The organism is Allohahella sp. A8, assembly GCF_047946665.1.
In the GTDB taxonomy this organism is placed as follows: Bacteria; Pseudomonadota; Gammaproteobacteria; order Pseudomonadales; family Oleiphilaceae; genus Allohahella.
Genome location: NZ_CP172312.1, coordinates 2,589,220 through 2,603,857, shown reverse-complemented (window position 1 = coordinate 2,603,857; position 14,638 = coordinate 2,589,220). Strand labels below are relative to the sequence as shown.

The window sequence follows — 14,638 nt, the reverse complement described above, 5'->3', positions numbered from 1 at the left end:
GATGAAACTCTGGTCGGCTGAAGCCCGCCGCAACACCCTCGCTGACTGGCGTGCGACCCCGCCCTTTGTTGACGTCCTCGTGGTTGGCGGTGGCATCACGGGCGCTGGTGTGCTGCGGGAAGCCGGTCGTGCCGGTTGTTCAGCAATACTGTGCGAGCAGAACGATTTCGCCTGGGGTACGTCGAGCAAGTCGTCAAAAATGGTGCATGGTGGTCTGCGCTATCTCGGCAGTGGTCAGCTGCAGCTGGCACGCGAGTCGGTATCCGAGCGCGAGCGGATGATGGTCGAGGCTGCGGGGCTGGTCGAACCATTGCAGTTCCTCATGGCTCACTATAGCGGGGAGTTCCCGCCAGCCTGGCTCTTCGACAAACTGCTGCATGTCTACGACCGTTTCGCCCGCTCAGCGGCGCTACGGCAAGGCGCTGAGCGAAAGCAGGTAAAGGCCATGGGTCACCGTCAATGGCCAGCTCGCGACCATGGCATGCTCGCGACGAACCTGAAACAGCAGGGTCTTTCAGCGCTCACCCAGTTTACAGATGCGGTTACCGATGATGCCAGACTGGTGATGCGGGTGCTTTTCGAAGCGCAGCAGACCGGTGTGCAGGCCTTCAACTACCTGCGTGTGCAGGCTGTCGCCCGAGCAGACGGTTATAATGGACAGAAAGGGCGCATAGAAGGCGCCTGGGTCGTGGATACCAGTCCGGATGCCGAGAGTGATGAGCCGTTCCTGATCAGAGCCCGAACGGTGATCAGTGCAACCGGAGCATGGGCTGATACCCTGCGCATGCACGAAGGCCATGAGGCAGCGATTCGGCCCTTGCGCGGCAGTCACCTCCTTGTGCCGAGCTGGCGCTTTCCCGTCGCCTTTTCGGTTAGCTATTTTCATCCCGTAGACAAGCGACCCGTCTTCGTATTTCCCTGGGAAGGCGCTACTGTGATAGGCACCACCGACCTTGATCACACCAAGGGCCTGCCGACGTCAGATACCGCGGATATTGCAATCAGTGAAGCCGAAACCAGCTATATGCTTTCAGGCATAGATGCACTGTTCCCCGGCATCAAGCTCACACGCAGTGACATCGTCTCCAGCTGGTCCGGCGTAAGGCCAGTCATTGCCAGCGGCGCAGCGATCGACCCATCGAAGGAGAAGCGCGAACATGCCATCTGGGACGACAACGGCCTGATCACCATAGCCGGCGGCAAACTGACCACGTTCCGTCTGATTGCGCAGGACGCGCTGGCCCATGCGGCCAAATATACTGATGTTCGTGCCGGCACTTCTCGCCAGGCGATCTTCGACACCCATCAGCAAACAGCCGGGCAATCTTGCCGTCTTACTGGGCGTTATGGTATTGCAGCTCCGCTCATGAATCACTCGAACGAACTGATCGCTGATACGGCCTTTCAGTGGTGCGAGCTTGAATGGGCCCTGCAGCACGAAGCTGTATTCCATCTCGACGATCTGCTGCTGCGGCGCACGCGCCTGGGGAATCTGCTGCCTAACGGTGGAACTGAACTGTTTGGTCGGCTTGAGCCGCTTTGTAGGCAACATCTGCACTGGGATGATGCCAGGTGGCGCAATGAGCGCCTCCGATATGAAGACCTCTACAGCCGTTACTTCAGCATTGGAGCAAATGCTGCAACGGACAAAGAGTTCGCCGGTAAAGCTTCTGAAGGCGCTGCAGCATGACCTACGTCATGGCTATCGACAACGGAACCCAGAGCGTTCGGGCCATTGTGTTTGACGAGCACGGCGAGGTCGTTGCTTCAGGCAAGCAGGAGATCGAGCCCTACTTTTCTGCGCAGCCAGGTTGGGCCGAGCAAAATGTCGATGTGTACTGGCAGGCCATGCTGACAGCCTGTCATCAGGTCTGGCAGTCTGGCGCGGTAGAGCCCTCACAAATCGAAGGCCTCAGCGTGACTACTCAGCGCGGCACCATCGTGTGCATGGATGATAAGGGCAGGGCGCTGCGACCTGCCATCATCTGGCTAGATCAACGTGAGGCTGCCGGCACGCCACAACTGCCCGCGCGCTGGCGCTTGTTATTCAAACTGGCTGGGGTCAGCCATACCATCGAAAGATTCTGCAAAAGGGCGCAGCTCAACTGGCTTGCAGAGCATGAGCCGGACGCGTGGAAGCGAACCCAACGCTTTGGCCTCTTGTCGGCCTGGCTGAACTGCCAGCTCACCGGCGAATTCCGCGACTCGATCGCTTCGCAGGTTGGCTACATACCTTTTGATTTCAAGCGTCGCAGCTGGGCGGGCAAGCGGGACTGGCGCTGGCATGTGCTGCCGGTGCGGCCGGATCAGCTGCCTGTTCTTGTGGAGCCGGGAGAGCGCCTTGGCCTGTTGCAGGCGAAGCAGGCGGGCGAGATGGGACTGCCCGAAGGGCTGCCAGTCTTCGCTGCGGCCAGCGACAAAGCCTGCGAAATTCTTGGCTCCGGCGGATATACCCCTGAAATCGGCTGCCTCAGCTATGGTACCACGGCAACTATCAACACCTGTCGCGACAGCTATCTCGAGGTGGAACCCCATATGCCGCCGTATCCCGCTGCAGTGCCTGGTCGTTTCGCCACCGAAGTCAATATCTACCGTGGCTTCTGGATGGTGAGCTGGTTCAAGAAGGAATTCGGCTCACGCGAAGTGGCGCTCGCGGATCAGCTTGATGTCGCACCAGAGACCGTGCTGGACAAGTTGATCAGCGACATCCCTGCGGGTTCGATGGGTCTGGTTCTGCAGCCATACTGGTCGCCGGGCGCGCGCGACCCTGGACCCGAGGCCAAGGGCGGCATCATTGGCTTTGGCGATGTTCATACGCGGGCGCATATCTACCGGGCCATCCTGGAGGGCCTGGCCTATGGGCTGCGTGAAGGTCTGGAAAAGATAGAGAAGCGCTCTGGCACGAAACTGCAGTATCTGCGGGTTTCAGGTGGTGGGTCGAAAAGCGATATCGCGCTGCAGCTGACCGCCGATATCTTCAATCTCCCTGTCGAACGGCCTCATACCGCTGAAACCTCTGCCCTGGGCGCCGCTATCAATACCATGGTCGGCCTGGGGATCTACCCGGACCATCGTAGCGCAATGGAGAGGATGACCAGAGTTGGCAGGCGTTTTGAACCCCAGCAGCATGCCGTGGCCACTTACGAACGACTATATGTCGAGGTCTACAAGCGCATGTACAAGCAGCTCCAGCCACTCTACAAGTCCATTAGGGACATCACCGGCTATCCCTCGCTTTGAACATCTGCCCGCTGCGCTGCGTAAGCTAGTAGACGAATAAACATGAAGAGGGAAATGAATTATGTCGACTACCAATACTGCGAGTGCACACTGGACTGGTCCTATCAAACAGGGCAAGGGTACGATGAGTACCCAGAGCGGCGCTTTGAGCGAGCAACCGTACGGCTTCAATACCCGTTTCGAAGGTAAGCCTGGTACGAACCCGGAAGAACTGATTGGTGCTGCTCATGCCGGCTGTTTTTCGATGGCGCTGTCGCTGGGGCTCGGCAATAGTGACTTCACTGCAGACAGTATCGATACCAAGGCCACTGTCACCCTGGTAGAAGATAACGGCGGCTTCACGATTTCAAAAGTGCACCTGGATGTCGAAGCGAAGATCCCTGGAATCGAAAACAGCAAATTTCAGGAAATCTGCGAGGAAACCAAGAAGGGTTGCCCCGTCTCGAAGGTATTGAACGCGGAAATTACGATGGATGCCCGACTGAAATAGTCCGGGCATTTTCTGCGGACAAAAAAAGGCAGAAGCGACTGCTCATCTGCTTCTGCCGGACGGATACTGCTTGATTCCGCCGTGGATACTGCTTGATTCCACGTGAGAAATAATACGCCAGATCCCATGTATCTTCCGTTGTGCAGCTGTTGGAATTGCGTGTACAACAGGTAAGCGTGCGTAACGCGAGATCTGAGTGGCGAGCGCTTCACACATACTTGCTCAGCCGTCAAAAAATCAGGGCGAAAAAAAAGGCTGGAGCGACTACTCATCTGCTCCTGCCCCAAGTGGGATACTACTCAACTCCACGATTAGAATATTAGGTGCTATTGACTGCTTATGCTGTTGTGTTGATGTCCCTTTTTGCAGGCTTCTGGTAAGCGAACGTAAACATATACTTCATACGCCTCAATTTACAGGCTATTGTTCCGGCTGAGTAAAATGCTGCGCGACCTCCCTCCAGTGCGCGATAGACAGCGTGCCGGTCTCGTAAGCGTGCGCCAGCTGGCGGAATGCGGCCTGTTCGATCACGTCAGCCGAGGGTATATGCGTCGAGGCATCGATGGCGACCCCGCCGGTGCCTACTTGTATTGATACAAAACCTGAGCTCGTCTTGAAGGCTTTCAGGTTCAGGCCCTCGTGTACCCGGCGAAAACAGCTCGATGTACAGTGTTCGATATTATTGAACTGACTGATGACCGCGAACTGGTTTTCGCTGATGCGGGCCACCATGTCCAGCGGGCGGGTCAGGTGCCTGAGTCGCCTCGCGACACCAACGATCAACTCATCCAGTAGCGTCGCGCTATGCCGCCGCTTCAACTGCTGCCAATTCAGCATGCCGATCATGAGAATGCATGAAGCACCGCCCCGGGCCTCCGCCTGTTTGAGCGAGTCGGTCAACCTGGCGTGAGCCATCCGGTGATTCGGCATGCCCGTCAGCAGGTCCAGACCGTTCTTCGCCTGCAGCTCATTGTTGTTCTCGAGTAGCAGCTGATTTGCAGTAAGCAGATTGTTCTGGATCTCCGACGTTCGGTCGGCTGCATAAATGCGTGGCAGCAACTGCTTGTTCATGTCCGACTTATGGATGAAATCGTCTACACCGCGGTCAAAGGCCTCCATCAGGGCCTCGTTGCCTTCGCGCGCCGTCAAGAGAATGATGTAGGTAAAGTGATTCTGAGCCTCATCCAGTTGTCGAATACGATCAGCCAGCTCGAGGCCGTCCATTTCGGGCATCAGCCAGTCGGCAATGAGTACGCTCGCTGGACGAGTTTCCAGCGCAGTTACACCGCCATGAGGGGTGTTCGCAATTCGAATATCGCGATAACCGGCATTCTTGAGGGTTCTGGCGATGATGGCAGAGCTGAACTTGGCGTCATCGACGACCATGATGGCAAGGTCTAGATTGGGCATAGGCAGGATCTTCTGATGTCTTTTTTAGTGAGAGATGTCCCTGAGCATCACATCCTGCTCGCGACGTGCTCCAGGAAGTATAGTCGCATGACTTTGATTCCGTGTAGAATCTGAAAGAAATTCCAGTGAGGACAATAGCTGTGCCGAGTTTTGATATTGAAAGCACCTTCGATCGACACGAAATGACCAATGCGGTCGACCAGGCCAACAAGGAACTCGAAAGACGCTTTGATTTCAAAGGCATCGATGCAACGTTCGAATTGACCGAGAATAGCGTGGATCTTACCGCCGAGGAAAGTTTCCACGTCGACCAGATGTTTTCCATCCTCGTCACGGCGCTCACCAAGCGCAAGCTCGATGTCCGAAGCCTCGGCGAGTCGACCACCAATCGGACCGGTCGCAAGATGACCCGAAGCTATCCGTTGAAGCAGGGCATCGATCAACCGACCGCGAAGAAGATCATCAAGGTCATCAAGGATGCCAAGCTGAAGGTGCAGGCGTCTATCCAGGGCGAGCAGGTGCGGGTAACCGGCAAGAAGCGTGACGATCTGCAGGAAGCAATGGCGCTGCTACGCGGTAATGATGAGATTCCGGTACCATTGACCTTCACAAACTTCCGCGATTGAACATGCCTCAAGAGCAGTCCTGGTGGGCGGCGCTGTCGGTCTATGCCAGCAAGCCGGTGCTCGTGCTCTTTGCGCTGGGCGTCTCCGCGGGCCTGCCGTTTCTGCTGGTGTTTTCCACACTAACGGCCTGGCTCACTGAAGCTGGTCTGACCAACACCACCATTGGTTTTATCAGCTGGGTCGGGATTACCTATTCGATCAAGATTATCTGGGCGCCGCTGGTCGACCGGATTCGCATTCCCGTCCTGCATCGCTGGGTGGGGCCGAGGCGCAGCTTCATCATGCTGGCGCAGTTGGGTATCGGCGGCGGTTTGCTGGCGATGAGCGTCTTGAACCCGGCCACCGAGTTCGAGTTGCTCGCCTTCTTCGCCGTGGTAGTTGCCTTCTCGTCGGCCACGCAGGATATCGCCATCGATGCCTATCGTATCGAGCTGGCTGAAGACAATATGCAGGCAGCGATGTCTGCGGCGTATGTGTTCGGTTATCGCGTCGCCTTGCTGATTGGTGGGGCAGGGGCCTTGTATATCGCCGAGTTCTTCTCCTGGCAGATCGCCTATCAGTCCATGGCGGCGCTGGCTTTCCTGTTGCTGGGTGTGACCTTAATTGCCGATCAGGCCACTGTGCACCGGCCGAGCACGACCTTGGCGCCTGGCAGTGGGGCTGTTGCCTGGCTCACGCACACCGTCGTCGACCCCTTCGCCGACTTTCTCCGCCGCTACCGCTACCAGGCGCTGCTGATACTGGCCTTGGTCGGCTGCTATCGCATCAGCGACATCATCATGGGCGCAATGGCGAACCCCTTCTATCTGCAGCTTGGCTTCAGCAAGACCGACATCGCCAACGTGACCAAGGTCTTCGGCTTTGGCATGACCATCCTGGGCTCGTTTCTCGGCGGCCTGCTGGTTACTCGTTACGGTGTCGCGCCGATACTCTGCATCGGCGCTATTTGTGTGTCCGGCACCAATCTGCTGTTCTCCTGGCTCAGTACCGTACCGCCGGATCTGCTGTCTCTCGGCATTGTGATCAGTGCGGACAACCTCAGCGGTGGGCTCGCTATTGTGGCCTTCATCGCCTTTCTATCCAGCCTCACCAGTAGTGAGTACACCGCAACGCAGTACGCGCTGTTCAGCTCGATCATGACGCTGCCGGGGAAGTTCTTCAGTGGCTACTCCGGGCTGATGGTGGATAGCTGGGGTTTTGGGAACTTCTTTCTGCTGGCTGCCGCGCTGGGTGTGCCGGCGATTGGCTTGAGTTTTTATTGGTTGTGGACGCAGCGTGCGCAGGACGGTGTACGAAATGTCGCCAACGAGACCTAAGCCACGAAATCTGAAGTACAAAACGTCACCACTATCCCGTATGATGCGGCAGTCCTAAACAATTGAATGGTATGGCATCGGACGCCAGATTTGCTGACCTCGCATGCGCGCAGATTCAGAATCAGCGTTCTTCCCCCGCCCTTCCTGGAATCACTTACTTAATTTTTTCATCGAACAAGGATGTCCTCATGTTTGCAACCTCTCTTCCGCGCGTTTCAGTTCTATCGACTTGTCTTCTGCTTGCTGCTTGTGGCGGCGGTGGCGGTGGTTCGAAAGGTGATCCAAGCGAAACGCCAGCGCCGCCAGTAAGCGGTGGTGCTGGAGGTAATGGAAGTCCAGAGCAGCCAGCACCTGTGGCAGGCTCAGTAGCACTGAACAGTGAAAATTATCTGGCCATTGCGTCTCTTTATTATCGAGACGTTTGGGCGAATGGCGGTCTCGCACTTGGCACCTATTCGACAGTCGCAGCCGCGCCATTACAGTTTGCCACTAGCGCCACTGAGGTCGTCCCATGCTCAAGAGGAGGGGAAAAGATCCGAGATATTGTCAGGACCCCGTTCGAGGAAACAGAAATACACGAGGGTGACACTACCACTACTAAGTATAACGACTGTAAGGACGCTTCAGGCATAAGAAACGGTCAGGAGCACCTGGTGGTTCGCTCCGTTAGCGAGGATGGTGAGACAACATTCTCGAAGTATGGATTCGATCAGGATTACACCTTCAGTGAAGCGGCGGAAGAGGATGGGCGTTATATCGCTAGTGTAGAAACGGTTGATGGTTCCTTTGAGAAAGACGGGAACGACGTTGATTTCTTGGGCGTTAATAATGCGGCATTTTCTGACCGATCGGCCCCGGGTTTCAGCAGCAGCTTGCTTGAAAGCATTGACCCGGCACAGCTTACGTCTTTCAGCGGTCCATCAGCTAAGTCCGGGACATATGAAACGCCTACCGTGAAATACAACGCACTTTCCTATGAGTATGCACTCATGGAGCTCGACGAAAACAGTGAGGTTCGGGAAGTACAGTTTCGTGCTGACGCTATCAGCAAAATTGACCCAAAAGCTGCATACATTGTTTCGTCCACTTCGCCAGTCCGGCTCCTGACCGGTGTGTTTACACCTGACGCGGAAGACGGAGGCGAGTCATACGTAATAGCCACTCACGGCGCCTTTACGGTGCAGTTCGATAGTGGAGCACTCGTAACGGTATCGGTCTTAAGGCCGGTTGAAGCGGATAGGGCAGGACAGGCAGCCGAAAACGTCCGCGTTACTTTTGATGCGGAGAATGACGGCAATCTCGAGGATGAACGGACTATGAAATGGGTCGATTTCGAGTTTGCTTATGTTCCGCTTCTTCGATAACGATTAGACCAGTAGGAGGGTATTGATAGTGCTGAAGCAGAGTTCAGCCAATCCCTAACCAAAGGTAGGGAAGCTCAGTCATTGCAATACCCTCTATTTTTCCGAACCAGCAAGGACGTTGCTATGATCAAACTACGACTTAAACGCATTTCGCTCTTCGCGCTTTGCATCTCGATAAGCGCCTGTGGCGGCGGATCAGGGGGATCGGGTTCCGCCACAGCACCAGTCGCACCAGACCCCGACACGGCCCCAGGGGCTTCAGGTGGCGGTGCATCAAATGCTGGCGATGACACAGTGCCCCTTGAAGAGCGGACAGATATTTATGCCATCACCGCTGTCGGCATCTACACCGATGCTGGCTTCCTGATAGGTGACGCAGCATTCACGTTGGCTGATACGGCGAGCACCTTCGAACTTGCATCAGCGCCGACCCGAGTTACTACTTGTGCCGATGGCAAAGGGGAAAAAGTACAAAATACTTCTAAAACTAGCGCGAGGCAGAACGACGAACGGCAAGTGTTTTCAGGAGACTTTTTGCAAGTGCAGTACAGTGGCTGCAGTTCGGATGGGCTTACCAAAAACGGTGAGGAGCGTCTAGATTTCACTGATTATCCTGCGAGGCCTGCCGAGGGTGAGCCTTTCGCGTTTGCCGCTGTTTACCGTAGCTATGTAGACGTCTCGGAAGCCTCCTTTGAGGAAAATGGCCAAGTGGATCGTCTGGTGTATCACACTGAATCATCGCTGACAGCTAGTGATGTGAGTTACGTGCTTACCGGAGTAAATAGTCATCTATTCGAACAGAGTATCGGTCCAACTTTCTTCCCTGTCGGCGCCGCCTACGCGACACCGCAGGTTCAAATTACTGAAGATGCCCGCTGGATCGATCCTCAGGATACGGCCGGAATACTTGCCGCAGAAATTGGCTTCACCGAAGTAAATGGACTTGAGCGAACAGTATCCCAGTTTTATATTGACAAAAAAATAACTAATCCTGATACGGCGGCTTCAACTGCACGCCCGTGGAAGATTCAGACGACGTCTCCTCTAGTAATTGACGAGGTTGAGTCGAGCTCTGAGGATGATAAGGTGCTGAAAGTCGCGCGTAGTGGCAGCTTTATTATCACGTTAGAGACAGGAACTGTGATTTCGTTGGAAGTCTTTGACCCCAATGGTGGCATTGTGCCCGGCAGCGCCCCGTTGAATAACGTCAGGTTAAGATTAGATCGTGGTGCCGACGGTGTCTTTGAGGATGAGCGGTGGATCGCGTGGTCGCAGTTCAATCTGCTTCAGATCGCTCTGTAATTTTCGAACGAATAAGCAGCGCAGGCGCTATGCGCTGCTTATTCTTCAGCTTGTCGGGGGCAATGGCGTCTCCGCTAGCCTCAGTAGGATGAAAGTCACAAAAATTGCCAACGTCGCGAGCCATCCTTTCCAGCTAACGCTCTGTTTCCAAGCCTTTTTGAATTTAATGCGACTAATGAGTAAACATGTTACGAACACAATGGTCCATGAGCCGACGAACCGCCCGAACAGATAGGCGATGAGATAAGGGGTCATCTAATTTGCTCCAAAGATAAACTGGAAGATTGCAAAAGAACTTCTATCGGGACTTCCTGGAAGTCCTGAGGCGGCTGGAACATCTCCAGCTTGAAAGTTTCATGCTCTACGGGGTCAGCTATGGCGTAGCTACCATTGGGAAATTCAACTTTGATCACTATCCCAAGCTGGTTAGAATAGTACTCCCTTGCAAGCAGCATATCGCTAGAATCCCGGCACTCGTGCCATACATGTTTTCTTGTCGAAAACCAGGCCGGTTTAACCTCGATTCGGGTCCCTGCTCCCCAGCAAACCTGTTTTGCCAGGAGACCTCCTTGATATTGCGCCGTCTTATATCCAACATCAGAACTGAAATCCAGAACTGGACGAACCTCTGACGCGGGAACGAGATCAGCCACCGCGTAGCGACGAGCAGATGACGGTATCAAATAGGCGATACCAGCCCCATAGTCCCTTATCGTCGTCGCAGTAGCGCCGTGCGCATTGAGCGGCTCTATTTTTATAGCCGAGTCACTACTGACAATATTGAACTTATCTTGGAGGTTGTTGGCGGCATCGTAGTAGCTGACCGTCGCACGGAGCATTAAGTCATCATTAGGCAGCTCTTCTGCGGTAGCTATACTGGCAAAGGAGGCTAAAGTGGCCAGAGCGAAACAACTGCGCAATTCAACGATTCCTTTCGTTGTCGGGGGAGAGTGTAAAGAACTCAAGTATGACAGATAGCCGTGCCACAAGGTATCGGTCAACTTCCACTCCTGTGCTGGAGGTCACGGTTCAGACCAACTGCATAGATAATCTGGCCTACGCGCGAAGGAATGGGCAACAGGTCACGCCCGTGCACCCGACTAAGATGTAATCTTGCGTTGCGGTCTGTTACGAAATGTATAGAATCGCCTCTCGGTTCGAGACCGAACTCAATGGATGTAGTTGTACGGCAGGATGCCGAGCACTCGCAGGAAGCGAGGCTTCTATCTATCAGTGAAATGAAATCACAAGGAGCACTTCCCATGGCGCATTCATCGCCCACCAATGCAATTAAAAAACCAAACCTGCCAAAGAAAATTCTCGGACAGGGTATGACTGAGTACATCATTATCGTCGCGCTTATCGCTGTTGCGGCAATTGGTGTGTATGGTCTCTTCGGCTCTGCCGTCCGAAATCAGGTGGCTTCGATGGCGTCTGAAATGGGCGGAACAGAAGGTGCCGCGGCTACAGCGGCAGCCACAGCAGCGGGTACCTCGGCTGTGACGCTCGCAGAAGAAAACAAGGATGCAAACCTCAGTAATTATAATGCTGCAGGCAATGCTGGTATTCAGAGCACTGGAGGCGGCGAATAAGAATTAAGATTTAGTTTCAAGGTCAGGAGAGCCAGATTCTCCTGACCTTGCGACAAATGGAATTTCACGAATCAGGATGACCTCGTGCTAAAAAATCTTTCCTTGCAGCGCGGACAGGCAATGCCGCTGATAGTGGGATTTGCCGCAATTATATCGTTCGCAACGCTTCTGGTTTTCAATAATGCCATGGGCGGAGTTGAGCGGATGAGGACCTCATCAGCGGCAGATGCGGCCGTATATAGTGGCGCGGTTTGGCAAGCCCGCATGCTGAATGGCGAGGCTTATATGAACAAGGGAATGGTCGCCAATCAAGTGGCCATAGCCCAGCTGGTCTCCATTCAAAACTGGGTACAGTACGTGGATCGAACAGCAGAAAACTTCGACGACCTCGCTGACGTTCTTATACCACTGAAAATCATTTCTACGCCTCTTCTGGCGGCTACCACTGCAGCTGCAACGGCGACTGAGCTCTTTGTTATTCCAGCAACCATAGTGACTGATCGCGTAATCGGGGCGCTGCAAGACACCCAAGATGCGCTGCATACTGCAGGACGAGTTGGTGCCTCTTCAATCATGACCGCAGTTGTTCGAGAGAATGATGAACGATTCGAGGTGACTGATCTTGGTATTTTGTGGATGGAGCAGAATCAGGACGACTGGAGGAACTTTACTATCTCCTATAAAGATCTGGAGGGGATGACGCGCAAAAAGACCGTCATCGAAAATTCCCAAGATCAATTCTCCGATAATAGGAGCTGGAAATGGAGGGTCCCACTTTATATGTCCACTGTTGCCTACGTTTTGAAAGAGCAAGTTGTTAAGCACGGGGAGACCCGACTGTATATGGAAGCCGATCCCGAAGTGGAGAATAAGTTCCGCTGGCAGTGGCGTTCGAGAGACACGATGTCTTACCACGTTGGATATTTTGATGAGTGGGGCTGGCCGCGCAGCCCGAGAGAGGTTGCGCCAATTGGTTGGCATCAAACTACGCTTGATAGTGGAGAGCAAATTAAGCAGAACTGGGGAAGCCGGTGGAGCCGAAATAAAGAAGGTGAAGATGACGCTATTGAGGAAAGCGAAGAGTTGATAGCCACGTATCAGGGAGTGCGAACTTACAGGGACGTCGCTGAGCTCGATACCACAGAGCAAGAAGGTCGTGACCCACGTCTTATAGTAGCAATTGAAATCGTCCTACCGTCCGATGAAGTAAGAAACACGTCCAATACGGATATAGGCTCAGACCAGGCGCCGGAGAGTAAAAGCCGTAACGGTCTCGGCCTCAAGGTTTTCGGCATGGATGACGGCTATTCCGAGTCAGAGATAGGTGGCGACCGGGGCGTCGCAGCGGTTGCAGCGGCTGAAATATTTTTCAGAAGACCGGTTGAGCGGCAAGCTGGAAAATTCGGGGCGCAAGACTCGAAGGAAGAGTTCGCCAATCTCTTCAATCCATATTGGGATGTACGGCTAAAAGATTCTTCAGAACACCGCGAGCTGGCTTGGGCTACTCGGGGCTTAGCAGCAATTCCCAATGGAGCGGCAGCACAGTGAAAAATCTTTGGGTAAGGCAGAGCGGGCAATCTCTCCCGGAATTTGCTGTTGGCATGGTAGTTCTTGTTCCCCTCTTTCTGGGTGTATCGACGATTGGGAAACTGGCCGATACCAATACATCCATAGTTCAGGGCGCGCGGTATCAGGCGTGGGAAATGGCTGTAGTTCCTAACACTGGCAAAAGCGTACTCGATCTGGATAAAGAAGCCATGAACCGGGCAATGACTGCAGACGGCGTTCTCATTCGCACCGGCGATCCTCTCTTGACTGATGCAGGCTATCAAAAGCCACTGTGGCGCGCCCATGGTTCGGCTGATGACAAACCGTTTCGATACGTTGCGAACTCCGAAAGCGGGAGCCAAACGGCGATGCAAGTTAAAAGCACCCCTGATCACCCCGCCAGTGGAACAATACAACAAGGTTTCGGCGAACTAGCGGATCTGCTGCAGACGAGTGTAGCTGGAGTGCTTGAACTCGAAACGGACACTCTTTACAAAGCGACGTTCAATGTTGACGTGCGAAAAGATGCCTTTCTTGGCGAGAACGGCGCTGCCGCAGGGTGCGAGACGGCAAGCACCTCTGTTTTTATGTGTGCTAGTCGCACCAGTGCCATTTTTGCTGACACGTGGTCAGCTGCAAACCCTCAAAATGTGCGAAATCACACTGACAACCTTGTGCCAATGAAGCTACTTGCGCCAGTCGGAGAGTTTATCGCGAAATTTCAAGAAGCTAGCAGTGCCTTTACAGACTTCGATCCAGTCGCTGAGCTAGGCAAACTAGAAGACGCCCCAGGCTTCGTGGCCGCTGATGTGGTTCCAGAGGACCGTCTGGGGCAGTACAAGGAAGAGGATCGACTACAGTGAAACATACTCTCACGAAACTAGGACTTTTTGTCGCTTTCCTAATCGCGATGCCTGCACTGGCTCTCAACGAAATTAAGTACTCCCCTGAAGTTCCCCCGCAGTACGAACTTACTCAGGTAGGGAAGGACATGCTGCAGGATGGTATGCAGATATCAGCTTGGTACGGTCGTTCGGAGTATACCGTTGAACGGGTGCTGAGCGATTTCCAACAAGCCTGGACTGCAGACGAGCGGCCGCTCGTCCCAGGGGAGGTAAGCGACTGGAAAACCCTCGCGTACTCAGATCATCCTTATTTTATTACCTTGCAGGTGCGCCCATCTCAGGCTGCTCGCGCTGAATTTACGCTGAGCGTGATGGATACCAGAACAGTGGGTAAAGGCGATATCAGTGACTTCATTCGGCCACCGCGCGCCGAACAGCTCTCCATTCTCCGAAGCAACGATGATGGTGTCTCCAGCGAAGTAACTGTCTTCAGTGATGAAAGTTCACTCCAAACCGTGCTGGATTTTTACAAGCTACATCTGCCTTCGAATGGCTGGCAGATCAAGATGATTACGACGGATCCTGAAGCGCTCGAGGCACATGACTACATGCTGCATATCAACAAAGAGAACAGAGCTGGTCAGGTGGCTTTATCGCGGCGCCAAGCTGGAAGTACAACTATCACAGTGAATATAGCTGAGGCGTTTTAAATGCAAGCGAGTCTGTTTTCACAACGGGGCCAGGTGACGGCCGAGTGGTTGGTCGGGACGCTCATTCTGGTGTTGGCCCTCTTCGTCCCACTGAACGGGGAAGATTCTGCGGTCAGCCTGATGATGACCGCAATCCGAGACCACTACAGTGCGGCCTCATTTGTTGCCTCGATGCCTTGAGCACGTTGAATTTGA

General features: G+C 54.1%; 14 protein-coding genes. 12 read left to right on the top strand and 2 right to left on the bottom strand.

Going from position 1 to position 14,638, the window contains the following annotated elements:
• The first annotated feature begins 1 nt into the window (after position 1).
• The 3 genes from ACH3PB_RS11675 (at position 2) to ACH3PB_RS11665 (ending at position 3,730) form a co-directional block, all read left to right on the top strand.
• A complete protein-coding gene (locus ACH3PB_RS11675; protein WP_416395018.1) occupies positions 2-1,690 on the top strand; it encodes a glycerol-3-phosphate dehydrogenase/oxidase in 1,689 nt (562 codons plus the stop codon).
• Entirely contained in the window at positions 1,687-3,240 is a 1,554-nt protein-coding gene (locus tag ACH3PB_RS11670) for an FGGY-family carbohydrate kinase (protein WP_416395016.1), read from the top strand. The genes ACH3PB_RS11675 and ACH3PB_RS11670 overlap by 4 nt, the downstream gene beginning before the upstream one ends.
• 61 nt (positions 3,241-3,301) lie before the next feature.
• Entirely contained in the window at positions 3,302-3,730 is a 429-nt protein-coding gene (locus ACH3PB_RS11665; RefSeq protein WP_416395014.1) for an OsmC family protein, read from the top strand.
• 420 nt (positions 3,731-4,150) lie between these two features.
• Here ACH3PB_RS11665 and ACH3PB_RS11660 read toward each other — a convergent pair whose 3' ends face one another.
• Entirely contained in the window at positions 4,151-5,140 is a 990-nt protein-coding gene (locus ACH3PB_RS11660; RefSeq protein ID WP_416395012.1) for a response regulator, read from the bottom strand.
• Between the two features lie 140 nt (positions 5,141-5,280).
• Here ACH3PB_RS11660 and ACH3PB_RS11655 point away from each other — a divergent pair, with 140 nt between their 5' ends.
• The 4 genes from ACH3PB_RS11655 to ACH3PB_RS11640 all read left to right on the top strand — a co-directional run bounded on the left by ACH3PB_RS11655 (position 5,281) and on the right by ACH3PB_RS11640 (position 9,748).
• Positions 5,281-5,766 carry a YajQ family cyclic di-GMP-binding protein gene (locus tag ACH3PB_RS11655; RefSeq protein ID WP_416395011.1) on the top strand — a complete coding sequence of 162 codons (486 nt, stop codon included), beginning with the start codon at positions 5,281-5,283 and terminating at the stop codon, positions 5,764-5,766.
• A 2-nt stretch (positions 5,767-5,768) separates the two neighbouring features.
• Positions 5,769-7,082, top strand: coding sequence for an AmpG family muropeptide MFS transporter (locus ACH3PB_RS11650; protein WP_416395009.1), 1,314 nt, complete (start codon positions 5,769-5,771; stop codon positions 7,080-7,082).
• Positions 7,083-7,270: 188 nt separating this feature from the next.
• Positions 7,271-8,446: a hypothetical protein gene (locus ACH3PB_RS11645; RefSeq protein ID WP_416395008.1), complete on the top strand. Its 1,176-nt coding sequence runs from the start codon at positions 7,271-7,273 to the stop codon at positions 8,444-8,446.
• Between the two features lie 123 nt (positions 8,447-8,569).
• A complete protein-coding gene (locus ACH3PB_RS11640) occupies positions 8,570-9,748 on the top strand; it encodes a hypothetical protein (protein WP_416395006.1) in 1,179 nt (392 codons plus the stop codon).
• A 251-nt stretch (positions 9,749-9,999) separates the two neighbouring features.
• On the opposite strand, the gene ACH3PB_RS11635 is transcribed toward ACH3PB_RS11640, so the two are convergent.
• Positions 10,000-10,749 (bottom strand): hypothetical protein, encoded by a 750-nt coding sequence (locus ACH3PB_RS11635; RefSeq protein WP_416395004.1) that lies wholly within the window; start codon positions 10,747-10,749, stop codon positions 10,000-10,002.
• Between the two features lie 261 nt (positions 10,750-11,010).
• Here ACH3PB_RS11635 and ACH3PB_RS11630 point away from each other — a divergent pair, with 261 nt between their 5' ends.
• The 5 genes from ACH3PB_RS11630 (at position 11,011) to ACH3PB_RS11610 (ending at position 14,623) form a co-directional block, all read left to right on the top strand.
• A complete protein-coding gene (locus ACH3PB_RS11630) occupies positions 11,011-11,340 on the top strand; it encodes a Flp family type IVb pilin (protein WP_416395002.1) in 330 nt (109 codons plus the stop codon).
• Positions 11,341-11,424: 84 nt separating this feature from the next.
• Complete coding sequence (locus tag ACH3PB_RS11625; protein ID WP_416395000.1) at positions 11,425-12,888, top strand: hypothetical protein; 1,464 nt, start codon at positions 11,425-11,427, stop codon at positions 12,886-12,888.
• Positions 12,885-13,751 carry a hypothetical protein gene (locus ACH3PB_RS11620; protein WP_416394999.1) on the top strand — a complete coding sequence of 289 codons (867 nt, stop codon included), beginning with the start codon at positions 12,885-12,887 and terminating at the stop codon, positions 13,749-13,751. The genes ACH3PB_RS11625 and ACH3PB_RS11620 overlap by 4 nt, the downstream gene beginning before the upstream one ends.
• Positions 13,752-13,894: 143 nt before the next feature.
• Entirely contained in the window at positions 13,895-14,443 is a 549-nt protein-coding gene (locus tag ACH3PB_RS11615; protein WP_416394997.1) for a hypothetical protein, read from the top strand.
• Positions 14,444-14,623 carry a hypothetical protein gene (locus ACH3PB_RS11610; protein WP_416394995.1) on the top strand — a complete coding sequence of 60 codons (180 nt, stop codon included), beginning with the start codon at positions 14,444-14,446 and terminating at the stop codon, positions 14,621-14,623.
• The last annotated feature ends 15 nt before the right edge of the window (positions 14,624-14,638 follow it).

Bases quoted from the DNA above. Each gene is read 5' to 3' on its own strand.
- ACH3PB_RS11650 (WP_416395009.1), top strand. From the start codon at position 5,769: ATGCCTCAAGAGCAGTCCTGGTGGGCGGCGCTGTCGGTCTATGCCAGC.
- ACH3PB_RS11630 (WP_416395002.1), top strand. From the start codon at position 11,011: ATGGCGCATTCATCGCCCACCAATGCAATTAAAAAACCAAACCTGCCA.
- ACH3PB_RS11615 (WP_416394997.1), top strand. From the start codon at position 13,895: ATGCAGATATCAGCTTGGTACGGTCGTTCGGAGTATACCGTTGAACGG.
- ACH3PB_RS11610 (WP_416394995.1), top strand. From the start codon at position 14,444: ATGCAAGCGAGTCTGTTTTCACAACGGGGCCAGGTGACGGCCGAGTGG.
- ACH3PB_RS11645 (WP_416395008.1), top strand. From the start codon at position 7,271: ATGTTTGCAACCTCTCTTCCGCGCGTTTCAGTTCTATCGACTTGTCTT.
- ACH3PB_RS11670 (WP_416395016.1), top strand. From the start codon at position 1,687: ATGACCTACGTCATGGCTATCGACAACGGAACCCAGAGCGTTCGGGCC.
- ACH3PB_RS11660 (WP_416395012.1), bottom strand. From the start codon at position 5,140: ATGCCCAATCTAGACCTTGCCATCATGGTCGTCGATGACGCCAAGTTC.
- ACH3PB_RS11665 (WP_416395014.1), top strand. From the start codon at position 3,302: ATGTCGACTACCAATACTGCGAGTGCACACTGGACTGGTCCTATCAAA.
- ACH3PB_RS11675 (WP_416395018.1), top strand. From the start codon at position 2: ATGAAACTCTGGTCGGCTGAAGCCCGCCGCAACACCCTCGCTGACTGG.
- ACH3PB_RS11640 (WP_416395006.1), top strand. From the start codon at position 8,570: ATGATCAAACTACGACTTAAACGCATTTCGCTCTTCGCGCTTTGCATC.